At 70.5% G+C, this 23760-nt stretch carries 20 protein-coding genes; 12 read left to right on the forward strand and 8 right to left on the reverse strand.

The genetic code is table 11. From position 1 onward, the window contains the following. Positions 1–30: 30 nt before the first annotated feature. The 3 genes from BLW81_RS09570 to BLW81_RS09580 are packed head-to-tail and all read right to left on the reverse strand — an operon-like array spanning position 31 to position 6508. Entirely contained in the window at positions 31–1299 is a 1269-nt protein-coding gene (locus BLW81_RS09570; RefSeq protein WP_173839595.1) for a hypothetical protein, read from the reverse strand. Next, positions 1296–2627 (reverse strand): M1 family metallopeptidase, encoded by a 1332-nt coding sequence (locus tag BLW81_RS09575; protein ID WP_083406952.1) that lies wholly within the window; start codon positions 2625–2627, stop codon positions 1296–1298. Before BLW81_RS09575 ends, BLW81_RS09570 begins: the two co-directional genes overlap by 4 nt. Continuing rightward, a complete protein-coding gene (locus tag BLW81_RS09580; RefSeq protein WP_083410429.1) occupies positions 2624–6508 on the reverse strand; it encodes a Pls/PosA family non-ribosomal peptide synthetase in 3885 nt (1294 codons plus the stop codon). The genes BLW81_RS09575 and BLW81_RS09580 overlap by 4 nt, the downstream gene beginning before the upstream one ends. Positions 6509–6774: 266 nt before the next feature. Between BLW81_RS09580 and BLW81_RS09585 the strand changes: the two genes are divergently transcribed. Both BLW81_RS09585 and BLW81_RS09590 read left to right on the forward strand, forming a co-directional pair. Then, positions 6775–7788, forward strand: a complete 1014-nt coding sequence (locus tag BLW81_RS09585; protein WP_083406953.1) for a TerC family protein — start codon at positions 6775–6777, stop codon at positions 7786–7788. A gap of 44 nt (positions 7789–7832) precedes the next feature. Further along, a complete protein-coding gene (locus BLW81_RS09590; protein WP_083406954.1) occupies positions 7833–8228 on the forward strand; it encodes a hypothetical protein in 396 nt (131 codons plus the stop codon). On the opposite strand, the gene BLW81_RS09595 is transcribed toward BLW81_RS09590, so the two are convergent. After that, positions 8210–9361: a serine hydrolase domain-containing protein gene (locus BLW81_RS09595; RefSeq protein ID WP_083406955.1), complete on the reverse strand. Its 1152-nt coding sequence runs from the start codon at positions 9359–9361 to the stop codon at positions 8210–8212. The genes BLW81_RS09590 and BLW81_RS09595 overlap by 19 nt on opposite strands. Positions 9362–9468: 107 nt before the next feature. On the opposite strand from BLW81_RS09595, the gene BLW81_RS09600 reads away from it, so the two are divergent. Together BLW81_RS09600 and BLW81_RS09605 are read left to right on the forward strand one after the other, a co-directional pair. Further along, on the forward strand, positions 9469–9705 hold the full coding sequence (locus BLW81_RS09600) for a hypothetical protein (RefSeq protein WP_083406956.1): 237 nt from the start codon (positions 9469–9471) through the stop codon (positions 9703–9705). Continuing rightward, positions 9699–10226, forward strand: a complete 528-nt coding sequence (locus BLW81_RS09605) for a hypothetical protein (RefSeq protein ID WP_083406957.1) — start codon at positions 9699–9701, stop codon at positions 10224–10226. The genes BLW81_RS09600 and BLW81_RS09605 overlap by 7 nt, the downstream gene beginning before the upstream one ends. A 3-nt stretch (positions 10227–10229) precedes the next feature. Here BLW81_RS09605 and BLW81_RS09610 read toward each other — a convergent pair whose 3' ends face one another. Together BLW81_RS09610 and BLW81_RS09615 are read right to left on the reverse strand one after the other, a co-directional pair. Beyond that, complete coding sequence (locus BLW81_RS09610; RefSeq protein WP_173839596.1) at positions 10230–10751, reverse strand: 2-oxo-4-hydroxy-4-carboxy-5-ureidoimidazoline decarboxylase; 522 nt, start codon at positions 10749–10751, stop codon at positions 10230–10232. Between the two features lie 87 nt (positions 10752–10838). Then, on the reverse strand, positions 10839–11327 hold the full coding sequence (locus tag BLW81_RS09615) for an inorganic diphosphatase (protein WP_083406958.1): 489 nt from the start codon (positions 11325–11327) through the stop codon (positions 10839–10841). A 114-nt stretch (positions 11328–11441) separates the two neighbouring features. Between BLW81_RS09615 and dacB the strand changes: the two genes are divergently transcribed. Genes dacB through BLW81_RS09640 form a run of 5 tightly spaced genes read left to right on the forward strand, consistent with a single transcriptional unit; the run spans position 11442 to position 17669 of the window. Further along, a complete protein-coding gene (gene dacB, locus BLW81_RS09620) occupies positions 11442–12806 on the forward strand; it encodes a D-alanyl-D-alanine carboxypeptidase/D-alanyl-D-alanine endopeptidase (RefSeq protein WP_083406959.1) in 1365 nt (454 codons plus the stop codon). Beyond that, on the forward strand, positions 12803–13870 hold the full coding sequence (locus BLW81_RS09625; RefSeq protein WP_157897642.1) for an Rv3626c family coenzyme F420 biosynthesis-associated protein: 1068 nt from the start codon (positions 12803–12805) through the stop codon (positions 13868–13870). The genes dacB and BLW81_RS09625 overlap by 4 nt, the downstream gene beginning before the upstream one ends. Beyond that, a complete protein-coding gene (gene tilS / locus BLW81_RS09630; protein ID WP_083406961.1) occupies positions 13849–14832 on the forward strand; it encodes a tRNA lysidine(34) synthetase TilS in 984 nt (327 codons plus the stop codon). The genes BLW81_RS09625 and tilS overlap by 22 nt, the downstream gene beginning before the upstream one ends. After that, on the forward strand, positions 14819–15409 hold the full coding sequence (gene hpt / locus BLW81_RS09635; RefSeq protein ID WP_083406962.1) for a hypoxanthine phosphoribosyltransferase: 591 nt from the start codon (positions 14819–14821) through the stop codon (positions 15407–15409). The genes tilS and hpt overlap by 14 nt, the downstream gene beginning before the upstream one ends. A 40-nt stretch (positions 15410–15449) precedes the next feature. Then, positions 15450–17669: a molybdopterin-dependent oxidoreductase gene (locus tag BLW81_RS09640; RefSeq protein WP_083410432.1), complete on the forward strand. Its 2220-nt coding sequence runs from the start codon at positions 15450–15452 to the stop codon at positions 17667–17669. 20 nt (positions 17670–17689) lie between these two features. Here BLW81_RS09640 and BLW81_RS09645 read toward each other — a convergent pair whose 3' ends face one another. After that, a complete protein-coding gene (locus BLW81_RS09645; RefSeq protein ID WP_083406963.1) occupies positions 17690–18439 on the reverse strand; it encodes an SIMPL domain-containing protein in 750 nt (249 codons plus the stop codon). A gap of 193 nt (positions 18440–18632) precedes the next feature. Here BLW81_RS09645 and BLW81_RS09650 point away from each other — a divergent pair, with 193 nt between their 5' ends. The 3 genes from BLW81_RS09650 to BLW81_RS09660 all read left to right on the forward strand — a co-directional run bounded on the left by BLW81_RS09650 (position 18633) and on the right by BLW81_RS09660 (position 22666). Next, positions 18633–19085 (forward strand): MerR family transcriptional regulator, encoded by a 453-nt coding sequence (locus BLW81_RS09650; protein ID WP_083406964.1) that lies wholly within the window; start codon positions 18633–18635, stop codon positions 19083–19085. Between the two features lie 96 nt (positions 19086–19181). Next, the gene (locus BLW81_RS09655) at positions 19182–20927 is read left to right on the forward strand and encodes an ABC transporter ATP-binding protein (RefSeq protein WP_083406965.1); all 1746 of its coding nucleotides are present in this window, start codon (positions 19182–19184) and stop codon (positions 20925–20927) included. After that, the gene (locus BLW81_RS09660) at positions 20924–22666 is read left to right on the forward strand and encodes an ABC transporter ATP-binding protein (RefSeq protein WP_083406966.1); all 1743 of its coding nucleotides are present in this window, start codon (positions 20924–20926) and stop codon (positions 22664–22666) included. Before BLW81_RS09655 ends, BLW81_RS09660 begins: the two co-directional genes overlap by 4 nt. Positions 22667–22736: 70 nt before the next feature. On the opposite strand, the gene BLW81_RS09665 is transcribed toward BLW81_RS09660, so the two are convergent. Next, positions 22737–23705 carry an alpha/beta fold hydrolase gene (locus tag BLW81_RS09665; protein ID WP_083406967.1) on the reverse strand — a complete coding sequence of 323 codons (969 nt, stop codon included), beginning with the start codon at positions 23703–23705 and terminating at the stop codon, positions 22737–22739. Between the last annotated feature and the right edge of the window lie 55 nt (positions 23706–23760).

The following is a 23760-nucleotide window of genomic DNA, read 5'->3' on the forward strand; positions in this document are numbered from 1 at the left end:
CGGATCGGCGCTGCGGAGGCCGCGTCGCGCTCACGGCGCACGTTTCCCGGCGAGCGCGGTCAGGTGCACGACGATGCCGACCACCGGCCCGCACAGCAGCGCGACGACGGTGCGGGTCTGCAGGTCCAGCGGCATCAGCAGCAACAGCGTCGAGGCGACGGTGGCCGACACCCACCCGAGTGAGTACGCCCGGTGCAGCGCGGCCGCCACCGCGGCCGCACCCGTCAAGGTGAGCAGCGCGATCGCGACCGCCGCCCCGGTGAGCCAGGCCAGCAGCGCGCCGTCGGCGTGGTAGTCCGCGCCGAATGCGCTGCGCAGCAGCCACGGTCCGATCGCACCGGCGGCGACGACACCGAGCGCGCCGACCCCGGCCACCACGGTCGCCGGCACCACCAGCGCCCGCAGCCGGTGCGCGCGCTGGTCGACGAAGTGCGCGATCAGGTTGCCCTGCATCGCGGTCAGCGGAACCAGCAGCGGCGCCCGGGTCAGCGTCACCGCCAGGATCACCACCCCGCCCGCGGCGCCCAGATCACCCGACGTGGCCTTGAGCAGCACCGGAAACCCCATCACGAGGATCGCGCTGGCACCGGCCGCGGCGATCGAATGCGACGCGCCGCGCAGGAAAGTCGCGGTGCCGCCCGGGGTCAGCAGCGCGGCCGCGTCCCGGCCGGCCGGCGAGGTCGCGAGCAGGATCAGCCATGCGACGGCCCCCGCCACCGTCGCCCACAGGTAGCCGACCAGTCCCCACCCGACGATGAACGTCGCGACGGCCACCACCACCCGCAGCGCGGCGTCGGTGACCATCAGCGCGCCGTAGGCCGTCCACCGGTCCAGCCCCGCCAGCACCCCGAGCAGCGCCGCGTGCAGGCAGAAACCGGCCAGCCCGACGGCCAGCAGCGCGACGGACAACCACCGCGACTCGACGAACACCCGGCCCGACCACAGCGGGGCGCTCAACGCGATCACCGCGGCCGCCGCCACCCCGACCAGCGCCGCCACCCGCAGCGGGTGGGTCCGCGGGCCGACGGCGATCTCGACATACGTCATGGACCGCACCTCGCGGGTGGATTCCTGCAGCAGCCCGAACGCGGCGCCGGTCACCAGCCCGAACGCACCCCAGAAGACCGCGAACACCGAGAACCCGGCCGGTTCCAGGTCGCGCGCGGCCAGGTAGAGCACCGCGTAGCCGCACAGCGCGGAGGCCGCGGTCGCCGCGCCGACCCGCACGACGCTGCCGCGGGTGACCGGCCCGGCCGTCGACGGACCGGTCGCACCCAGCGGTGCGCCCGCATCGGTCACGGCGAGGCGTCCAGGTCGGGCAGCGCGGTCGAGTAGAGCCACGCCGTCCACAACGGGCGCAGCGAGTCGTCGGCGTAGTGCGACGCCAGACCGGTGAAGTCGTCGGTCACGACGGTGCTGTGCCGGTAGCGGCGTGTCCACTCCCGCAGCAGCGTGAAGAAGTTGTCGTCGCCGATGTGTCGCCGCAACACATGCAGGGTCAGCGCCCCCCGCTTGTATACGCGGTCGTCGAACATGTCGCGCGGCCCGGGATCGGCGAGCACGAGGTCCTGCGGCGACTGGGCCAGCCGGCGGTGATAGTGCTGGGCCCACGCGTCGGCGCTGCGCCCGCCGGAGTTCTCCGACCACAACCACTCGGCGTAGCAGGCGAACCCCTCGTGCAGCCAGATGTGCCGCCAGCGCTGCGCGGTCACCGAGTTGCCGAACCACTGGTGGGCCAGTTCGTGCGCGATCAACCGCTCGGCGCCGCGTTCACCGTCGCAGTGGTTCGCCCCGAAGATCGAGATGCCCTGTGCCTCAAGCGGAATCTCCAGCTCGTCGTCGGTGACGACGACGGTGTAACCCTCCGCGAGCGGATAGTCGCCGAACAGTTTGACGAACAGCTTCATCATCTGCGGTTGCCGCGCGAAGTCGTAGTCAAAGGTGTCACGCAGGCGGTCCGGCAGCACGGCGTGGATCTCGACGCCGTTCTTGGCCATCCGGTGCCTGCCGTACATGCCGATCTGCAGCGTCACCAGATACGTCGACGTCGGCTCGGGCAGGTCGTAGACCCACGTCGTCATTCCGGCGCGGGCGCGGTGCGACACCAGTTCGCCGTTGGCGATCACCCGGTACGGGCTCTCGGCGGCGATCTGGATGCGAAAGCTCGCCTTGGCCGCGGGGTGGTCGTCACACGGGAACCACGACTGCGCGCCGTTAGGTTGGCCGGCGACCAGGGCGCCTTCGGTCAGCTCCTCGAATCCCACGTCGCCCCACTGGGATCGGATGGGGCGCGGGTTGCCGCCGTAGCGCACGACGATCGTCATGGCCGCGCCGGCGGGCAGCGCGTCGCGCAGCGTGATGTGCAGCTTGCCCGAGGCGGTGCGGAACTGCGGGCGGTTGCCGTTGACGGTCACCTTCGACACCGACAGCGCCGGCGAGAGGTCGAGGGTGAAGGTGCGCAGCGACGCGAGCGTGACCGCGGTGATCGTGGCGGTGCCCGCGAGCCGGTTGCTCGCCACCTTGTAGGTGAGCTCGAGGTCGTAGCGTGACGCGCGGTAGCCGAAATTGCCGCTGGTGGGCAGGTAGGGGTCGATGACCGGAGCGGGATTCTTCTTGGTTCTGGTCACGCGGCCGTTTCTCGGGTCGAAGGTGTCGCCGCGTCGCGCCGTTTCTTGCGCACAGTCTGCCACGGTGCGATCGGGTTGCCCTGCCAGCGGGTCGAGGCGGGTACCTCGTCGCCGCGCATGACCAAAGACGCCGGCCCGACGGTGGCGCCCGCACCGACACGGGCCGCCGGCAGGGCCACGCAGTGCGTGCCGAGTGTCGAACCTGCCTCCAGCACAACGGAATCCACGCGCATGATGCGGTCATGGAACAGGTGGGTCTGCACGACGCAGCCCCGGTTGACGGTGGCGCCGTCGCCGAGGGTGACCAGGTCGGCCTCCGGCAGCCAGTACGTCTCACACCAGACGCCGCGCCCAATCCTGGCGCCGAGCGCACGCAACCACAGGTTCATCACGGGCGTGCCGCTGGCCGCGCGGGCGAACCACGGGGCCGCCACCGTCTCGACGAACGTGTCGGCCACCTCGTTGCGCCACACGAACGCCGACCACAGCGGATGTTCGACGGCCCTGATCCGGCCCACCACAACCCATTTCGCGATCACCGCGACGCACCCGGCGATGGCGCCCGCCGCGAGTAACACCAGCCCGGACGCGGCGGCCGCCCAACCCCAGCCGAACTGGAGCGCCAGCCACTGCAGGGTCAGCAGCACCGCCACCCCGATGCCGAACGTCACGATCAGCGGCACGATCCGGCAGGTTTCGACCAGGCCGCGCAGCAGCTTCAGCCGCGCCGACGGGTGGAACGTGCGCAGCGCGTCGGCCGCGGTCGGCTTGCGGCGCAACCGGACCGGCGGGCTGCCCAGCCATGACGAACCGGCCTTGGCCTTGTGTGGCGCCGCGGACAGCACCGCGACCAGGCCGTCGTCGGGCACCTTGCGGCCCGGTTGGGTGATGCCGGAGTTGCCGAGGAACGCGCGCTTGCCGATCGTCGCCCGGGCGACGTGGATCCAGCCGCCGCCCAACTCGTAGGAGCCGACCATCGTGTCGTCGGCCAGGAACGCGCCGTCCTCGACGACGGTGAACTTCGGCGTCAGCAGCGCGGTCGAGATCTCGGTTCCCGCACCGACCTTGGCGCCCAGCAGCCGCAGCCACCACGGTGTCAGCAGGCTGGCGTAGATCGGGAACAGGTAGTTGCGCGCGGCGTCCATCAGCCGCTCGGTGGCCCAGATCTGCCAGCCGATCCGGCTGCGCACCGGGTGATAACCCTCGCGTAACCGCACCGACAGCAGCCGCACCCCGAGTACGGTGAGCGCCGCGTATGCCGCCGCGGCCGCCAGCGTCGCGAGCGGTGCCCACAGCGCGGCCGGCGCGATCGCGGCGGCCAGGGACGGCGTGTCGCGGATGCCGTACCCGACAACGGCCAGGCCCGCGCCGATGGCCACCAGTGGCAGCGCGCTCAGCAGGATGCTCGTGACGCCGTAGACGCCGACCCACAGCGGCGCGCGCGGCGGCCGGTGATCGGGCCACGGGTGGCGCGCCTTGCCGGACTTCACCGCCGGCGAACCCTTCCAGTACTGGCCGTTCTTCACCTTGCCGACGACGCCGGAACCCGGTGCCACGTCGGCATTCTTGCCGACCACTGCGCCGGGCAGCAGCGTGGTGCGGGCACCGACGGTGGCGTCGTTGCCGATGGTGATGGTGCCGACGTGGAAGTGGTCGCCGTCGATCCAGTGTCCTGACAGGTCGACCTCGGGTTCGACCGAACTGCGGTGCCCGAGTTTGAGCAACCCGGTCACCGGCGGCGTCGAGTGCAGGTCCACACCTTTGCCGACGCGGTTGCCCAACGCGCGCGCGTAGTACACCAACCACGGTGCGCCGGCGAGGTTTTCGGCGCCGCTGGCGTCGGCGAGCCGTTCGGCGAGCCACACCCGCAGGTGCACCGCGCCGCCGCGCCGGTACGTGCCGGGCTGCAGCCCGCCCAGCAGCATCCGCGCGCACAGCGCCGCGATGCCCATCCGGCCCAGTGGCGTGACGAACAGCAGGAACCCGACCCCGACGAGCCACCAGTTCACCGGCACGGCCCACGACACGAACGGCGCGGCAAGGTTGTTGAGCAGCGCCGCCCACACCACCCACTGCAGGCCCGCGAGCGTGGCCAGCGGCAGCGACAACGCGACCTGCGCGGCCTGGGTGAGGCGCGGCGTCGGCTTCACCGTGCGCGTCCGAACCTGTGGCGGCGGGTCGAGTTCGTCGAGGAAGCCGGCCAGTGAACCCAGCCGCGGATGGTCGTAGAGGTCGCCGACGGTCACCTGCGGGTAGCGCTGCCGCAGCGCGGCGACCAGTTGGGCCGCCGACAGCGACCCGCCGCCGAGCGCGAAGAAGTCGGCCTCGGGGCCGTCGACGGGGGCGGCCAGCACCTCGCGCCACAGGCCGGCGACCCAGCCCATCGTGCCGGCCAGCTCGGGTCCGTCGGCAGCACCGCCGGCGTCGTCCACCGGCCACGGCAACGCGTCACGGTCCACCTTGCCGGACGTGCGGGTGGGCAGCTCCTCGACGCGCACCAGCCGCGGGATCAGCGCGGCAGGCAGCGTCTCGGCCAGTGCGGCGCGCGCGGCGGCGAGGTCGAACGCCGGGTCCGCGCTGGCGATGTAGCCGACGAGCAGGGGAGTGCCACCCGCGGTGCGCCGGACCGCGGCTGCGCCGCCGCTGACCCCCGGCAGGTTCACCAGCGCGGTGTCCACCTCGCCGAGTTCGATGCGTCGCCCGCCGACCTTCACCTGATCGTCGGCGCGCCCCACGAAGTACAGCCCGTCGTGTTCGAGCCGCACGAGATCGCCGCTGCGGTAGGCCCGCGACCAGCCCAGCGTCGGCATCGGCGCGTACTTCTCGGCGTCCTTGTCGGGATCGAGGTAGCGGGCCAGCCCGACACCGCCGATGACGAGCTCACCGACCTCGCCGGGCCCGACCGGGGCGCCGTGCTGGTCGACGACCGCCAGGTCCCAACCCTGCAGCGGCAGGCCGATGCTCACCGGCCCGGTGCCGTCGAGTTTGGCCAGGCACGCCACCACCGTCGCCTCGGTGGGCCCGTAGGTGTTCCACACCTCGCGGCCTTCTACGGCGAGCCGTTCGGCGAGGTCGGGTGGGCAGGCCTCCCCGCCGAAGATCAGCAGCCGCACCGCCTCGAGCGCCTCGGCCGGCCATAGCGCCGCGAGCGTCGGCACCGTCGAGACCACGGTGATGTCCCGGGCGATCAGCCACGGACCCAGGTCCATCCCGCTGCGCACCAGCGACCGCGGTGCGGGCACCAGGCAGGCGCCGTGCCGCCAGGCCAGCCACATCTCCTCGCAGGACGCGTCGAACGCCACCGACAATCCGGCCAACACCCGGTCGCCGGGGCCGAGGGGATTGTCCTGCAAGAACATTCGCGCCTCGGCGTCGACGAACGCGGCCGCGCTGCGGTGGGTGACCGCGACGCCCTTCGGCGTGCCGGTGGAGCCGGACGTGAAGATGATCCACGCGTCGTCGCGGCCCAGCGGGGACGTGGCGCGCCAGCCGCGCGACGAGCCGGGCCCACGGACCAGGCCCGCCTCGGTGATGACCGCCACCACGTTGGCCTCGCCGAACACCAGGTCGGCGCGCTCCTGCGGGTCGTCCGCGTCGACGGGGACGTAGGCGGCGCCGGTGGCCAGCGTCGCGAGGATCGCCACGTAGAGCGCGTAGCTGCCCGACGGCATCCGGATGCCGATGCGGTCGCCCCGGCCGATGCCGCGCGCCGCCAGCCACGCCACGCTGTCCTCGATGTCGGTGATCAGCTCGGCATAGGTGAGCTGCACGGTGCCGTCGTCGATGGCCGGGGCTTCCGGGTAGCGCGCGGCCGTGTCGTAGAGGATGTCGATGAGCGTGCGCGGGGCGGGCGCGAACGCGGACACCAGGTACTGAGGCATCAGCGGCGACGCGGTGTGCGGCGCCTCGCTGACCTGAAAATCCCCAGTCACGGCTACAAAGTTACTCAGCGCGGTCCGCGGCCAGGGGTTTGACGTCGCCGATTTCGGTCATTCCGTTGTTCCTGGCAGAATCGTCGGCTGGAGGGGAGTATTCCTTCGCCGCGGCGTCGTCATCACGTCGGCCGTCATCGGACGACCGGTGCTGCGGGCTGACACGGCGACGTGCGGTGGAAGAGACCTCCGGCGCTTTGACGACCGGAGGATAAGTGAACGTTTCTCAACTCGAATGGATCATCACGCTGAGCGTGACGATCGCCATCCTGCTGTTCGACGTCGTGGTGATCGGCCGCCGACCACACGAACCGTCGAAGAAGGAAACCGGGATTGCGCTGACGTTCTACGTCGGGCTGGCCATCGCCTTCGGGTTGTGGACCTGGTTCTTCCACGGCAGCCAGTTCGGGTTGGAGTTCTTCGCCGGCTGGCTCACCGAATACAGCTTGTCCGTCGACAACCTGTTCGTGTTCCTGATCATCATGGCCAGCTTCAACGTGCCGAGGAAGTACCAGCAGCAGGCACTGCTGGTCGGCATCATCCTGGCGCTGATCTTCCGCGGCATCTTCATCGCGCTCGGCGCGGTGGCGATCAACCAGTTCTCCTGGGTGTTCTACATCTTCGCCGCGTTCCTGATCTACACCGCGATCAACCTGGCCCGCGACACCGACCACGAGGACGACGGCGACAACGTCGTGGTTCGGTTCGCGCGCAACCACCTCAGCCTCACCGACAAGTGGGACGGCCTGAAGCTGTGGATCAAGGAGAACGGCAAGCGGGTGATGACCCCGATGTTCCTGGTCATCGTCGCGCTCGGCACCACCGACCTGATCTTCGCGCTGGATTCCATCCCCGCGATCTACGGCCTGACCCGCGAGCCGTACCTGGTGTTCACCGCGAACGTGTTCGCGCTGATGGGTCTGCGTCAGCTGTACTTCCTGCTGGGCGATCTGCTCAAGCGGCTGGTCTACCTGTCCCAGGGGCTGGCGTTCATCCTGGCCTTCATCGGTGTGAAGCTGCTGCTGCACGCGCTGCACGAGAACGAGGTGCCGTTCATCAACGGCGGCAACCACGTCCCGGTGCCGGAGATCCCGACGCTGTGGTCGCTGGGCGTCATCGTCGTCACGCTGCTCATCACCACCGTCGCGAGCCTGTACAAGACCCGCGTGCACGACGTGAAGAAAGCCGGCGACGAGACCGGTACCGACAAGACGTTGGATTCGCGCTGATCGCAACCGTCGACGCAGGTCCGCGGCGCCTCTAGGTTCGACGGGTGCGTCTATTCGTGACCGATGCGCCCGACGGCGGCTGGACTGAAGTGACCGAGGGCGGGCAGCGGCCTGTCCGCGTTGCCGCGACCGATCTGCAGGAGGCCCGCCGCGTGCGCGCGCGGATCCGGGCCGGCGCCGAGGACGTCGCGGTGATCCTCGACGTCACGGTGGCCGTGGCAGCGGACTTCCGCTCGGTGCATGACACGCTCGACCCGGTCGCCGGGGTGCGTTACGGCGGGCCGGTCGACGGGCTGGCCGGGCTCATCACCGACATCGAACTGGCCGACGTCGCGGACGGCGTCACGCTGGTGCCGGCGTCACCGCGCCAGGATGTGCGCGCCCTCGCCCGCGACGTGCTGCACCGGCTGGCGGCGCGCGATCAGCCGAGAGCCTCGTAGATCGCGGTGGCGTAGCGGTTCGTGCGCTCGGTGCCGGTGGTGCCGGGGCCCATCTTGTTCATCACGTAGGTGATCGTGGCTCGACGGTCGGTGTCCATCACCGCCATCGAACCGCCCCAGCCGCCCCAGAAGCAGATGCGCCCCTCCGGGAACGCCGGGAACGCCGCGCTGGGCAGGCCGAAACCGATCCCGAACCGCAGCGGCACCATCAGCACGACGTCCGTGCCGTCGACCTGCTCCGAGAAAATCAGGTCGATCGTCTCGGGACGCAGCAGCTGGACGCCGTGCGCGGCGCCGCCCCGCGAGATCGGTGACAGTGCGCGCGCCAGCGCCCTGGCGTTGCCGTGACCGTTGGCGCCGCCGATGTCTGCCCGCCGCCAGCCGTCGGTCTCGGCGACGGCGGCGAAGTCGGCGGTCGTGCCCAGCAGCGGTCCGAACGTCTTGATCAGCGGATGGTCGGCGGGCAGCAGGTCGAGCGGCAGGTCCAGCGGCGGGGGAGGGACCAGTTCCGCGATGCGATGGGTGTCCTCGGGGCGGGCGCCGAGCTGGACGTCGGCCTGCAGCGGCGTGGCGATCTCGTCGCGGATGAAGTCCTTGAGCGACGAACCGGTGATCCGCCGGACCACCTCGCCGATCAGGTGCCCGTAGTTGAGCGCGTGATATCCCGATGCGGTGCCCGGTGCCCACCACGGTTCCTGTTTGGCCAGCCGCTCGGTGGCCGCCGTCCAGTCGTAGATGTCGTCGATCCCGAACGGCGCCTCCCAGCCCGACACCCCCGAGGTGTGGGCGAGCAGATGGCGAATCTCGATGTCCTGCTTGCCGTTTGCGCCGAACTCGGGCCAGTAGGCAGCCACCGGGGCGAACGGGTCGAGCTGCCCGCGGTCGACGAGGATGAGCGCGGCCAGCGCGGTGAGCGTCTTGCTGCAGGACCAGAAGTTGACGATGGTGTGCTCGGCCCACGGGATCGTGGCGGCGCGGTCGGCGTGCCCACCCCAGATGTCGACGACGAGTTCGCCGTCGAGGTCGACGGCGATCGACGCGCCGAGTTCATCACCCTTGGCGATCTCGTCGGCCAGCGCGTCGGCGACGCCGTCGAACCGCTTGTCCCACTGCCCGTGCACGGTCTGCTGCATCGGCTCATCATGCCGGTGCCGACCGCGCTGATGAGGGCAAACGGGCCGCTTGGGCGGTCGCCCCGGAGTAGCGTCTTGACGCGTCCGCCACATTCAAGGGGGTTCTGATGCGGAAACTGGCGACCACACTGGCGGTGGGCGCGTTGATCGTCGGCCCACTCGCCACCGCTCAGGTGGCCGACGCCGCCTCGACGCCGCCCGCGACTCCGGGCCACGTCCAGGTGACGCCCGAGGCGCCGAAGGTCAAGGCGTACGACTGCGAGGGCACGACGGGCCGGATGGGCTGCGGGCCGGGCTGGTTCTGGCGCGACGGCTGGCGCGGCTGGGCGTGCTACCCATGCTGAGCGCGACGCGTGCCGGGCTGGTCTCGGCGGTGATGGGGCTCGGGTTGGTGTTCGGAACCGGTTCCGCCGCAGCGGAATCCACGGACTACAGCGTGCTGCCCGTCGACCCGAACACGTTGACCGACTCGCTGGCGTACAGCGCGGCGCCGCTCGATCTCAACCCGAACGGCCAGCCGGGGGTGATGGCCGAGTACACGCACCGCGAGGGCGGCACGCGTCAGATCACCACCACGATCCTGATCCTGCCCGACGCCGCGGCCGCCGCGGCGGCGCTGGCGGGCGCCGCGGCCGAGGTCGGCAATCCGCAGACCCAGCCGGCGGCGGTCGGCACCGGCGGCACGATGGTCACCGGGACGTCGCCGGACGGCACGGAGGCGGTCGCGGTGTTGACGTTCACCGAAGGAAACGCCGCCACCACAATCGAATTCGACGGTCCGCCCAACGATCCGGCGCCCGCGGACCTGATTCTCGAACTCGGTGAGCGGCAGGCGGCCAAGATCAGGGAGTGGCGAGCCGCCTAGCGGTCACCAGTTGTCGTAGCCGCCCTCGGGGCCGAGCATGCGTTCCAGCCGGGTGCGGTTGATCCGGGCCAGTTCGTTGCGCACGATCTTGCGCTCGGTGTCGGCGTCGTTGTGCAGCCGGTCGGTCATCGTCGCGAGCACCTGTTCGGCGTTGTAGCCGTTGATGAACATCACGAAGCCGAACCCGAAGTGTTCGAGGTATTGCCTGGCGGCGTTGGCCAGCCGCTCCATCATCTCCGGCTGGTCGCACCAGATCGCGCACTGTTCGGCCGCGGACTTCTCGCTGCCCGGCCGGCGCCCGACGTCGGGGTAGGCCTGCAGGATCGTGTCGATCGAGTCTTCACCGAGGCTGAACAGCGACGCGTCGGCCGCCCGGTACAGCGACTCGTGGTCGGGATAGGGCCGGCCGCGGCACAGGTCGGCGGCCAGCGGGACGCTGTAGCAGCACTCGTACACCGCGTGCACCGCTCTGCGCATCGGCATTGCGTTGAACGCCTCGAGGCCGATCCCCTGATGCATCAACACAGAAGCCATGATCAGAGGCGCAGAGAACACGCGGGTTACGCCGTGTTACGGCGAGGAAAATTCAGCGGCGGGTGTTCGCTGCGCGGGTCAGTGGCCGGACTTCTTGAACCGCTCGACCGAGGCGTTGACCTCGGCCTCGGCCTCCTCGCGGCCCACCCAGTCGGCGGCCTTGACGTACTTGCCCGGCTCGAGGTCCTTGTAGTGCACGAAGAAGTGCTTGATCGCCTCGAGTTCGAACGCGGGCACGTCGCCGAGGTCCTGGATGTGCTCCCAGCGCGGGTCGTCGGCGGGCACGCACAGCACCTTGTCGTCGCCGCCTGCCTCGTCGGTCATCCGGAACATCGCGACCGGGCGGGCCTCGACGATGCAGCCCGGGAACACCGACTCCGGCAGCAGCAGCAGTGCGTCCAGCGGATCGCCGTCCTCGCCCAGGGTGTTCTCGAAGAACCCGTAGTCGGTCGGATAGGCCATCGACGTGTACAGGTAGCGGTCCAGCTTCACCCGCCCGGTCTCGTGGTCGACCTCGTACTTGTTGCGCGAACCCTTGGGGATCTCGATGACTACGTCGAACTGCACCGCCGCGGCTCCTTGCCCTGTGCTCTGTCTGGGGGTCGTCTGTCGACGACGCGGGTCAACCTTAAACGAGCGATACGCTGCTGTGAGGGGGCGGTCTAGTCGAGCAGGAGAGTTATGCGGCCCACGCGGTGGCGGCGATCGACGCATGTGGCGGTCGGGGTGGCGGTATTGCTGCTGGTGGCGGTCGTGGTCGCGGTGGCGGCGGTGCTGACCACCCGCGAGGCGCCCGATGCGGCGGCCATCAAGCCCACGCCTGCCGCCGCGACCGCGAACCCCGCCGTCGTGCCGGTGGCCGACTCGGCGCCCAAACCGGTCGCGGCCCGGCTGGCGGCGGCGCTGGCGCCGGCGCTGGCCGACCCGAACCTCGGCGACCTCACCGGCCGGATCACCGACGCGCTCACCGGCGCCGAGCTGTGGGCGCAGCGCGCCGAGGTGCCGATGCAGCCGGCGTCGACCAACAAATCGTTGACGACCGCGGCGGCCTTGCTGACGCTGGACCGCGACGCCCGGCTGACCACCCGGGTGCTGCGCGGCAGCCGGCCGGGGGTGGTGGTGCTCAAGGGCGGCGGCGACCCGACGCTGTCGGCCGCGCCGCCCGGCGAGGACACCTGGTATCGCGACGCGGCCCGCATCAGCGATCTGGCCGAACAGGTGCGCGGCAGCGGCATCGAGGTCACCCAGGTGGTCGTCGACGTCAGTGCCTACAGCGGCCCGACGATGGCGCCGGGGTGGGACCCCCTCGACATCGACTTCGGTGACATCGCGCCGATGGAGTCGGTGATGCTCGACGGCGGCCGCACCCAACCGGTGAGCTACGACTCCGTGCGGTCCCACACGCCGGCGCTGGACGCGGGCCGCGCGCTGGCGGTGGCGCTGAAGGTCGACCCGGCCACGGTCACGGTGCTGCCGGGCGCCGCCACCGGCCAGGAGATCGCCGCCGTGCAGTCGCCGCCGCTGATCTCGCGGCTGCGCGACATGATGAACGCCTCCGACAACGTGATGGCCGAGGCGATCGGCCGCGAGGTCGCCGCGCAGGCCGGCAAGCCGCAGAGTTTTGACGGGGCGGCGCGGGCCGTGCTCGCCGCCCTCGACGATGCCGGCATCGACGTCACCGGGGCTCGGCTCTTGGACTCCAGCGGCTTGTCAATCGACGACCGGCTCACCGCCAGGACCCTTGACGAGGTGGTGCAGGCCGCCGCCGGCGACGAGCACCCGGCGTTGCGGCCGCTGGTCGACCTGCTGCCGATTGCCGGGGGCAGCGGGACGCTGTCGAACCGCTACCTGGACACGGCGGCCGCCGGGTTCCTGCGTGCCAAGACCGGCTCGCTGACGGGCACCAACTCGCTGTCGGGCATCGTCACCGACGAGAGCGGCCGGGTGCTGACGTTTGCGCTGATCTCCAACAACGCGGGCCCGACCGGGCGCATCGCGCTCGACAACCTGGCCGCGGTGCTGCGCTCCTGCGGGTGCAGCGCATGAGCACGGGCAAGTCCTCGCTGTCGGTGGGCCGCGCCGTGGACTGGAAGTTCGCGGCCACCGTCGGCGAGAAACTGGCGCGGCCCGGTCCGGCCGTCACCTCCTACACCCGCAACCAGGTCATCGAGCAATTGTCGGAGGCGGCGCGCTCCGCCGAACTGCCGGTGCGCGAAGTCACCGGGCTCAACGAAGGCGGCGAGATCCCCGAGGCGCGAATCGTCGACCGCCCGCAGTGGATTCGGGCCGCCACGCAGTCCATGCGAGTGATGACCGGCGGGCACGACGACGGCGACTCCAAGGCCGGATCGATCAGCGGACGCATCACCGGCGCGCAGACCGGCGCGGTGCTCGCGTTCGTGTCGTCGGGAATCCTCGGGCAGTACGACCCGTTCGGTCCGGACCACGGGGAACTGCTGCTGGTGTATCCGAACGTGGTCGCCGTCGAACGCCAACTGCGGGTGCAGCCCTACGATTTCCGGCTCTGGGTGTGCCTGCACGAGGTCACGCACCGTGTGCAGTTCCGGGCCAACCCGTGGCTGGCCGAGCACATGTCGCGCGCGCTCGGGGTGCTCACCGAGGAGAGCAGCGACGACGTCGCGCAGGTCGTGTCCCGGCTGGCGGAGTTCGTACGCCGCCGCCGCGAACCATCGAACAACGGTGAGGCCGAACCGAATTCGGCCGGTATGGTCGGGCTGCTGCGGGCCGTGCAGTCCCCGCCGCAACGCGAGGCACTCGACCAGTTGCTGGTGCTGGGCACGCTGCTCGAAGGCCACGCCGACCACGTGATGGACGCCGTCGGTCCCGCAGTGGTGCCGTCGGTGGCCACCATCCGCAGGCGGTTCGACGAACGGCGTCAACGCAAGCAGCCGCCGCTGCAGCGGGTGGTGCGCGCGCTGCTGGGCTTCGACGCCAAGCTCAGCCAGTACACCCGCGGCAAGGCGTTCGTCGACGCCGTCGTCGGCAAGGTCGGCATGGCGCGCTTCAACGCGATCTGGACCGCACCCGAAACTCTGCCGCTGCCAACCGAAATCGATGAACCGCAACTATGGATCGACCGGGTGCTCTAGCAGCGGTGCGGACCGCGGTCGCGGCGTTCGCCGCCGGCCTCGGCGACGAGCGCTGGTGCGTCGCACTGTCCGGCGGCGCCGACTCGCTTTCGCTGACCGCGGCGGCGGCCGCGCTCCGGCCGACCACGGCGTTGATCGTCGACCACCAGCTGCAACCGGACTCTGCGAGCGTCGCCGCGAGCGCGCGCGAACAGGCGCTGTCGTTGGGTTGCATTGACGCTCAGGTGATTCCGGTTCAGGTCGGCACGACCGGCGGGCCGGAAGCCGCGGCCCGCACCGCCCGCTACCAGGCGCTGGACACCGCGCGAGCCGGCGCCCCCGTGCTGCTGGGCCACACCCTCGACGACCAGGCGGAGACGGTGCTGCTCGGGCTCGGTCGCGGCTCGGGCCCGCGGTCGATCGCGGGCATGCGACCACACGACCCGCCGTGGTGCCGCCCCCTGCTCGGGGTGCGGCGGGCGGTGACGGTGGCGGCGTGCGCCGAACTCGAGGTGACGCCGTGGCAGGATCCGCACAACACCGACCGGCGGTTCACCAGGGTGCGGCTGCGCAACGAAGTGCTGCCGCTGCTCGAGGACGTGCTCGGTGGCGGGGTCGCCGAAGCGCTGGCCAGGACCGCCGCCGCGCTGCGCGCCGACACCGACACCCTCGACGACCTGGCCGGCCAGTCGCTGGCCGGGCTCCGGGTCGCCGGAGCGCTGACCGTCGCGGGCCTCGAAGCGATGCCGGAGGCGTTGCGGCGCAGGGTCATTCGCCGCTGGCTGCTCGACGGCGGCGCCGCCGGGCTGACCGACAAGCAGATCCGCGCCGTCGACGCGCTGGTGGTTTCATGGCGCGGGCAGGGCGGGGTGGCGGTCGGCTCGCCGCTGCGCGATCAGCGGCTGTTCGCCGGCCGGCGTGGCGGCATGCTGACCCTGCACACCGAGCCGGTCGGGAACATGAAAAACTGTGCTCGTGCCTGAGCAATCCGCCGAGCTCTACTCCGGCGACATCAAGTCGGTGCTGCTGTCCTCCGACGAGATCCAGGCGAAGATCGCCGAGCTCGGCGCCCGCATCGGCGACGAGTACCGCGACACCGTCGCCGCGGGCGGCCAGGATCTGCTGCTGGTGACCGTGCTCAAGGGTGCGGTGTTCTTCGTCACCGACCTGGCCCGCGCGATCCCGCTGCCCACGCAGCTGGAGTTCATGGCGGTCAGCTCCTACGGATCGTCGACGTCGTCGTCGGGGGTGGTGCGCATCCTCAAGGACCTCGACCGCGACATCAACGGCCGCGACGTGCTGATCGTCGAGGACATCGTCGACTCGGGCCTGACCCTGTCGTGGCTGCTGCGCAACCTGGCGACCCGCCATCCCCGCTCGCTGCGGGTGTGCGCGCTGCTGCGCAAGCCCGACGCGGTACGCGCCGACGTCGACATCGCCCACGTCGGCTTCGACATCCCCAACGAGTTCGTCGTCGGCTACGGCCTCGACTACGCCGAGCGCTACCGCGACCTCGACTACATCGGCACGCTCGACCCGAAGGTCTACGAGAAGTCCTGACCCGCCGCGGGGAACACCCGTCTGGCGCAAGATGAAGGGCATGAGCGAAACAGCCCTTCGCATATGTCCCCTGTGTGAGGCCACCTGCGGTCTGACGCTGAGCATCGACGACGGCCGGGTGACCGGCGCGCGCGGGGACAAGGACGACGTGTTCAGCCACGGCTTCATCTGCCCGAAGGGCGCCAGCTTCGCCGAACTCGACAACGACCCCGACCGGTTGACCGCACCGCTGGTGCGCCGCGACGGGGTGCTGACCGAGGCCAGTTGGGAGGAGGCGTTCGCGGCGGCCGAGGAGGGGCTGAGCCGCGTGATCGCCGAACACGGCGGCGCGTCGGTAGGGGTCTACCTGGGCAACCCGAACGCCCACACCGTCGCGGGCGGGCTGTACACGCCGGTGGTGGTGAAGGCGCTGGGCACCCGCCAGGTGTACTCGGCCAGCACACTCGACCAGATGCCCAAGCACGTGTCGCTGGGTCTGATGTTCGGCAGCCCGGTCGCGTTCACCGTGCCCGACCTCGACCGCACCGACTACCTCGTCGTCATCGGCGCCAACCCGATGGTCTCCAACGGCAGCCTGGCCACGGCCGCCGACTTCCCGGGCAAGCTGCGCGCGCTGCGCAAGCGCGGCGGCCGCCTCGTCGTGATCGACCCGGCCCGGACCCGCACCGCCGAACTGGCCGATTGGCACCTCGCGCCGCGGCCCGGCACCGACGCGGCGCTGCTGCTGGCCGTCGTGCACGTGCTGTTCGACGAGGGGCTCGTCGACCTCAAACACCTCGACGGCCACGTCAACGGCGTCGACGAGGTCGCGGCACTCGCAGCGGACTTCACCCCCGAGGCGGCGGCCGAGCACTGCGGGCTGGACTCCGAGGACATCCGCACGCTGGCCCGCGAGATCGCCGGGGCGCCGTCGGCGGCCGTCTACGGCCGGATCGGCACGTCCACGGTCGAATTCGGCACGCTGGGCAGCTGGCTGGTCGACGTGGTGAACGTCCTCACCGGCAACCTCGACCGGCCGGGCGGCGCGATGTTCCCGCTCTCGCCGATCGCCCCGGCGCCGCGGCCACCGAAGCCCGGCCGCGGATTCGCGATCGGACGCTGGCACAGCCGGGTGTCGGGTTATCCCGAAGCGCTGTCGGAGTTTCCGGCCGCGGCGCTCGCCGAGGAACTCGACACGCCCGGCGACGGGCAGATCAAGGCGGTCGTCACGATCGCGGGCAATCCCGTGCTGTCGGCGCCCGACGGGGACCGTCTGGCTCACGCGCTCGCCGGCGTCGAGTTCATGCTCAGCGTCGACCCGTACCTCAACGAGACCACTCGCCACGCCGACGTCATCCTGCCGCCGCCTCCGCCGTCGCGCAGCGCGCATTTCGACCTCGCGCTCAACGCGCTCGCGGTGCGCAACAACGCCCGCTACTCGCCGCCCGCGCTGCCGCTGACCGGCAGGCCGGACGAGGCCGAGATCCTGTCCCGCATCGCGCTGATCTTTTACGGCGTTGGCGCGCAAGGGGATCCGGCGCTGGTCGACGAGCAGGTGATCGCGGGGACGTTGGCCAAGGAGGTCGCGGACCCGGATTCGCCGGTCGCGGGCCGGCCGGTCGACGAGCTCGTCGCGATGCTGCCCGCCGGCCCCGGCTACGAACGCCGCCTGGACATGATGCTGCGGCTGGGCGCCTACGGCGACGCGTTCGGCGCGAAACCCGACGGGCTCACGCTGGCCAGGCTCAAGGCCGCGCCGCACGGCGTCGACCTCGGGCCGCTGCAGCCGCGGCTGGCGCAGGTGCTGCGAACCCCAACGGGCCGAATCGAACTCGCGCCGCACCAGTTGCTCGCCGACGCCGCCAGGCTGCGCGACGCGCTCGGCGCGCGCACCGACGGGTTCCTGCTGATCGGCAGGCGCCATCTGCGGTCCAACAACAGCTGGATGCACAACGTGCCCGCGCTGGCGGGCGGCTCGAACCGGTGCACGCTGCGGATCCATCCCGACGACGCGGCCGATCTCGGGCTGACCGACACCGCCGTCGTCAAGGGGCCCGGCGGCGAACTGCTGGCGCCGATCGAACTGACGCCCGGGATGCGCCGCGGCGTGGTGTCACTGCCGCACGGCTGGGGGCACGACCGCGACGGCACCGGCCAACGGGTGGCGGCGGGCCAGCCGGGCGTGAATGTCAACCAGCTCAACGACGGCGGTTCGCTCGACCCGTTGTCGGGCACGGCGGTGCTCAACGGGATCCCGGTCGAGATCGCACCAGCGGGTTAGATTCCTGCACCCGCCGACAGCTACGTCAGCTCGTAGACCACCGTCACGTTGAACCCGACGGTCTGCTGACCGGGTTCGATCGGCACGGCCGCCATCTCGGCCGCTCCGCCGCGGGTGCTCGGATACGGGGTGGGCGGTGACGACGACGGCACCTCCGAGATCGAGATGACCTTGCCGAGGTCGAGTTCGGCCAGCAGCGCGTACTGCTCGGCGCGGCTCTTCGCGTCGTTGAACGCTCGCGCGCGGGCCTCGCGGACGAGCTGCGAGTCGTCCTCGATCCCGAGGGTGACGTTGTTGATCCGGGTGGCGTTGCCGCCGGTGCTGGCGATGATCCCGAAGACCCGCGCCGCGTTGTTCAGCTCGCGGACCTTGATGTCGACGGTGTTGGACGCGCGGTAGCCGGCGATGTTCGTGCCGTCGGAGCCGGCGTACTGCGGTTGCACGCTGACCTGAGAGGTGTTGATGTCCTTGCGATCCACGCCCGCGTCGTCGACCAGGCCGTCGATCACGGCGCGCTGCAACTGGCTGGTCTGATTGAGCGCCGCGGCCGCGTCGGGCCCGGTCACCTCCATCGCCGCGGTGATGGTCAGCGTGTCCGGGGTGCCCTGCACCTCGCCGTTGCCGACCACGGTGACCTGACGGGTCTCGGAGTCGCTGTCGGAGACGATCGGGTTGGACGTCGCGTCGCAACCCGACAGGACAGCGATCAGGCCCAGCGCCGCGGCGGCGAGGACTCGGGTGGGCGTCTTCGCCCGCGCTGCGATAGGCATGGCAGGCACCCTACCGTCACCGCGAGCATGGGCGGCCGAAGATCAGGTGTGGTGCTGATGCGAGCATGCCGTCGGCACCGACGCCGGTCCTTGATACGTAGCGACCCCATTTCCTTCGTCGTTAGTTACCGTTTCACGGCAACATCTGAAGTGAGCTCCACATCAGGACCTACGTGCACGCGGAGCGAGTGAGATGAGCGACACCCCCGCAACCGGCGGTCGCGCCGGAACCGACGAGGGCCTGCTGGGTATCGGCGCAGCGGCCCGCCGCTTCGGCCTGGCAGAGTCGGCCCTGCGGTACTGGGAGCGCTGTGGACTGCTCCGTCCTGCCGTCCGCAAGTCGCGATGGCGGCTGTACGGAGCCGATGAGCTGCACCGCATCGGACTGATCCAACTCTGGCGGGAAACGGGGCTGATGAGCCTCGACGAGATCGCCAAGATCCTTGACCATCAGCATGATTGGCGCCACGCCGTCGCGAGTCGCATCGATGCGATCGAGGAACAGCAACGCCGGTTGGCCGCCGCGAAATCCCACCTGGAGCACCTGCTCACCTGCCCCGACGACGATCCCGCCGCACACTGTCCGGTGCTGCGTGACATGACCGCCGGTCGATCGGCCGACGTCACGCGTCGCGAAACTGCGTGACCGGTGGCAGTTTTCACTACCCCTTGACTTGAAGTCGGCTTCAATATCCACGATTGCTCTGACGCGGTGCCACTGGTCCGCAGAAGGAGCGAAAACATGACCACCCTCGCACTGGCGCGTACCGGCGCCTTGGCGCGGCTATTGGCGCCGGTTCGGGCCCATCTGCTGACCTGCGCGACGCTGTCAGCACTCAGCGCGGCAGCCGGGATCGTGCCCTACATCGCCATCGCCGAGATCGCACGCCTCATGCTCGACGCCCCGCACGGGCTGTCTGGCTCGGTGTGGACGTGGGTCGGAGTCGGCGCTGCCAGCGCCGGCATGCGCCTGCTGCTGTTCGTCCAATCGTCTCGTGTGGGCCATTACGCGGATGCCAAGATCCTGCACCAACTGCGCGTGCGGATCGTGCGCCATCTCGGTGTACTGCCGTTGGGCTGGTTCCGCGTCTCGGGTTCGGGCCGGGTAAAGCGTGCGATGACGGGTGACCTCGAAGAGATGCACGAAGTCATCGCACATGCGCTGGGGCAGCTGACGGGCGCGGTGGCGGTGATCGCGGTCGCCACAGGTTATCTGGTGTTCGTCGACGCGTCGATGGCGCTGATCGCGTTGGGCGTGCTGGGCGTGATGGGGGTGTTCTACCGCATCGCCATGCGGTCTATGACGACCCACATGAATCGGCTGATCGCCGCCGAGACGCGCATCAGCGCCGCGAGCATCGAGTACGCCGACGGGATCCAGGTGGTCAAGACCTTCGGCACCGGCGGCCGAATCCTCGCCCGCTTCGACGCGGCGGTGCGCGACTACGCCGAGGCGTTCGCCGCATGGGTTGCCGAGGTGCGCTACAGCTCAGCGGCGTCTCGGCTCTTCGGTTCGGAGACAGCGGTTCTCGCCGTCGTGACCGCCGCCGGACTGGTCTTCGTCGCACACCGGTCGCTCAGCGTCGCCGATCTCGTCGCGTTCCTGGTCGTCGCGGTGGGGCTGCCGAATTCCATCCTGCCGGCCATCACCGCATCACAGGGGGTGCGCAAGGGCAGGATGGGTGCTGTCAACATCGAGCGGCTGTTGTCACTGCCGCCGCTGCCAGAGCCGCAGATCCCGATAGAACCTGAGGGGTACGGCGTCGAATTCGACCGGGTGACCTTCTCGTACAACGGGGTGACCAACGCGGTAGAGGACATCAGCGCGGTCTGCGCGCCGGGACGGGTGACCGCCATCGTCGGTCCGTCGGGAGCAGGCAAGACGACGCTGGCCAGCTTGTTGCCGCGCTTCTACGACGTGACGGACGGGGCGATCCGCATCGGCGGTGTCGACGTGCGCTCGATCCCGTCTGCCACACTCCTGGCGTCGATGGGGCTGGTCTTCCAGGACGTGGCGTTGGTCCGGGACAGCGTGGCGGAGAACATCCGCATCGGCCGCCCCGACGCCGGTGATGCCCAGGTCCACCGCGCCGCGGTCGCCGCGCACGTCGACGAGGTGATCGCGCGTCTGCCCGACGGATACGACACGCTGCTCGACGCCGGCGGTGGCAGCCTGTCCGGCGGTGAGCGGCAGCGGTTGACGATCGCGCGCGCGATCCTTTCCGACGCGCCGATCGTCGTCCTCGACGAGGCGACGGCCGCGCTCGATCCCGAAAATGAGGCGGCGGTGCAGGACGCGCTGGCGACCCTGGCGGCCGACAAGACGGTGATCGTGATCGCCCATCGGTTGCACACGATCGCCGCGGCCGACCAGATCCTCGTACTCGACAACGGCAGGCTGGTCGAGCGGGGCCGTCATGACGACCTGTTGAGGCGCAACGGGCTCTATGCCCGGATGTGGGCCGCGCAGCAGGGAGTCATCGCGTGATCCGCCGGTTGTACCGGCTGTGGCCAGACCCCGGGTTGCTGGCCCGCCTGTGGTTACTTACCGCGGCGCAGGCCGTCTTGCAGGGCCTGCTACTCGGTCTGCTCGTCCCAATCCTCGACGCCGTCGTCCGACCGACGCCCGACATCGCCACGGCCACACCGTGGTTGGTGCTCGGTGCACTCGGCGCCGTGGTGTACGCGGTGCTGGCCGTGCTCATCACGCCGGTCGGGTTCAAGGCGGCGGGTGTTCTCGCCGTGCAGTTGCGTACGCGGCTGATGCGCCATGTGAGCACGCTGCCGCTTGGCTGGTTCACCGCCGAGCACAAAGCGCGGCTCGCCCGGGCGGTCACCGCCGACGTCGGCGACGCGGCGCACATGGCGGTCACGGTCGCCGGTCCGGCGATCACCTCGACGGTGCTGCCGGCGACGATCGTCATCGTCACCCTCGTCGTCGACTGGCGGATGGCGGTCGCCTTGTGTGCGGTCGGAGTACTCGCTTACTGGACGCTGCAGCGCGCCGCCCGCATCGCCGAGATCGTGGAGGTCGAGCTCGAACGTGCGACGGCCGAAGTCGCCGGCCGGGCGATCGAGCTGGGGCAGGCCCAGCCGATCCTGCGGGCCGCCGGATACGCCGACGGCACACCGCGGATGCATGCGGCGCTGGTCGAGCACCGCGAGACTTACCGCGACGGGATGCGGCGGGCGCGCCGGCCGTTCTTCGTCTACACGGGGGTGATCGCGGGCGGGTTCGTCGCGGTGCTTGCCCTGGCCGCCGACTTGATTCTGCGCGAACAAGTTTCGGTCGTTGAAGCGATCGCGCTGCTGGTGCTCGCCGCGCGCTTCCTGGAGCCGCTCGGCAACCTCATCGATCTCATCGGCGCCCTGCGCGCGATGACCAACAAGATCTCGCGCATCGAGGACATGCTGGCGACGTCGGCGCTGCCGATGCCTGCCGGCGCCACGGGCAGAATCGACCGGGCCGACGTGGAGTTCTCGCACGTGACGTTCACTTACCCGGGCAGTGGCACGCCGGCGCTGCGCGACGTGTCGCTGCGCTGCCTCGCGGGCACCACCACCGCGTTGGTCGGCCCGTCAGGATCCGGTAAGACATCGGTGACCCGGCTCATCGCCCGGTTCTTCGACGTCGACGCGGGATACGTCCGCGTCGGAGGTGTCGATGTGCGCGAACTGGACCCGGCGGTGCTCCTCGAGGAGATCGCGATCGTGTTCCAAGACGTCTACCTCTTCGACGACACGGTCGAGAACAACCTGCTGTTGGCGAAGCCGGATGCGACGCGCGACGAACTCGACGTCGTCGCTCGCGCCGCCCGGCTCGACGAGGTGATTGAGCGGCTGCCCGAGGGTTGGCACAGCCGGGTGGGCGAAGGCGGGTCCCAGTTGTCCGGCGGCGAACGACAACGCGTGGCGATCGCCCGGGCGATGCTCAAACGGGCGCGGATCGTGCTGGTCGATGAGGCCAGTTCCGCACTCGACCCGGAGAACGAGGCCGCGATCACCCAGGCGATCGGCAATCTCACCACCGACCCGAACCGCACCGTGATCGTGATCGCGCACCGCCCCGCCACGCTGGCCACCGCTGACCATGTGGTGTGCCTCGAGGCGGGCCGGGTGGCCGAGACCGGTACGCCCGCCGAGCTGCGGCAGACGGGCGGAGCATTTGCCCGTCTGACCCGGCAGTACGAGCGGGCGCGGCACTGGCGCATCGCCGGTCAGCCCTGAGAACCGCGGGTGGGCTGACCATTCACCCGAGGGCGACGGCGGTGCCCGCGGCGGGCGTGATGGCACGGCGTCAGATGTCGAGCGCGCTCAGGAACGTCAACAACTCGGCGTTGACCTCCGCGGGCCGCTCCTGTGGAAGCCAGTGTCCGGCACCGTTGATCATCACCTCGCGGTAGTCGCCGATGACGAGCTCGCGGGCGCGGTGCCGCGGGGTGTAGGGCAGCGTCGGATCCTCGGTGCCGCAGACGAACAGGGCGGGCACGGTGATCGTCGCCGCGGGCAGCGCGGCAGGGTCGGTCAGTTCCCAGTTGCGGTCGAAGCACCGATACCAGTTCAGTGCGGGCGTGAAGCCGGTGCGGGTGAATTCGCTCACGTAGACAGCGAACTCGTCGGCGCTGATCCAGTCGGGTAGCCGGTCGGGCTCGGGCAGCCGGGCCAGGAACCCCTGCGGGCCCGGCGCGGTCATGTGCTCATCGAGCAGTCCGTCCCGGGATTCGGCGGTCGACGCGAACAGCTTGCGCTTGCTGGTGGCCGGGTCGCGGTTCAGCTCCGCGTCGGCGGGCCCGACCTGCTGGTAGTAGAGGATGTAGAAGAACTTCTCGCCGAAGATCCTGCGGAACGCCTGGGTCGTCGGCACCCGCGAGCGCGGCACCGGCGGCGCGCTCACCCCGACCACACCGGCGAACCGGTCCGGGTGCAGCAGCGGCGCCGCCCACGCCACCACGCCGCCGAAGTCGTGGCCGACGATCACCGCCCGCCGGGCACCGACGTCGTCGAGCAGACCGACGACGTCGCCGCACAACTGGACCACGTCATAGGCCTCGACCACCTCGGGCGCATCCGACCCGCCGTATCCGCGTTGATCGGGTGCCAGGACGTGGAAGCCCGCCTCGGCCAGTGCCGGGATCTGATGCCGCCAGGAGTACGCCAGTTCGGGGAAGCCGTGCGCGAGCACCACCAGCGGGTCGCCGCGCCGGCCGGCCTCGAGCACCCGGAGCCGTACGCCGTTGGTCTCGACGAAGCGATGCGATGTGATCACGCCCTCATCTTGACCGTTCGGTCAGAGAACCGTCGGGAACCTTGGTTCGTTGGTC

The organism is Mycolicibacterium rutilum (genome assembly GCF_900108565.1).
In the GTDB taxonomy this organism is placed as follows: Bacteria; Actinomycetota; Actinomycetes; order Mycobacteriales; family Mycobacteriaceae; genus Mycobacterium; species Mycobacterium rutilum.

What these genes read in the sequence shown, in the direction of transcription:
- BLW81_RS09600 (WP_083406956.1), top strand. Translation starts at nt 9,469, where the DNA reads ATGCGGAAACTGGCGACCACACTGGCGGTGGGCGCGTTGATCGTCGGC.
- BLW81_RS09625 (WP_157897642.1), top strand. Translation starts at nt 12,803, where the DNA reads ATGAGCACGGGCAAGTCCTCGCTGTCGGTGGGCCGCGCCGTGGACTGG.
- BLW81_RS09580 (WP_083410429.1), bottom strand. Translation starts at nt 6,508, where the DNA reads ATGCCTCAGTACCTGGTGTCCGCGTTCGCGCCCGCCCCGCGCACGCTC.
- BLW81_RS09595 (WP_083406955.1), bottom strand. Translation starts at nt 9,361, where the DNA reads ATGCAGCAGACCGTGCACGGGCAGTGGGACAAGCGGTTCGACGGCGTC.
- BLW81_RS09655 (WP_083406965.1), top strand. Translation starts at nt 19,182, where the DNA reads ATGACCACCCTCGCACTGGCGCGTACCGGCGCCTTGGCGCGGCTATTG.
- dacB (WP_083406959.1), top strand. Translation starts at nt 11,442, where the DNA reads ATGCGGCCCACGCGGTGGCGGCGATCGACGCATGTGGCGGTCGGGGTG.
- BLW81_RS09650 (WP_083406964.1), top strand. Translation starts at nt 18,633, where the DNA reads ATGAGCGACACCCCCGCAACCGGCGGTCGCGCCGGAACCGACGAGGGC.
- BLW81_RS09640 (WP_083410432.1), top strand. Translation starts at nt 15,450, where the DNA reads ATGAGCGAAACAGCCCTTCGCATATGTCCCCTGTGTGAGGCCACCTGC.
- BLW81_RS09645 (WP_083406963.1), bottom strand. Translation starts at nt 18,439, where the DNA reads ATGCCTATCGCAGCGCGGGCGAAGACGCCCACCCGAGTCCTCGCCGCC.
- tilS (WP_083406961.1), top strand. Translation starts at nt 13,849, where the DNA reads ATGGATCGACCGGGTGCTCTAGCAGCGGTGCGGACCGCGGTCGCGGCG.
- BLW81_RS09605 (WP_083406957.1), top strand. Translation starts at nt 9,699, where the DNA reads ATGCTGAGCGCGACGCGTGCCGGGCTGGTCTCGGCGGTGATGGGGCTC.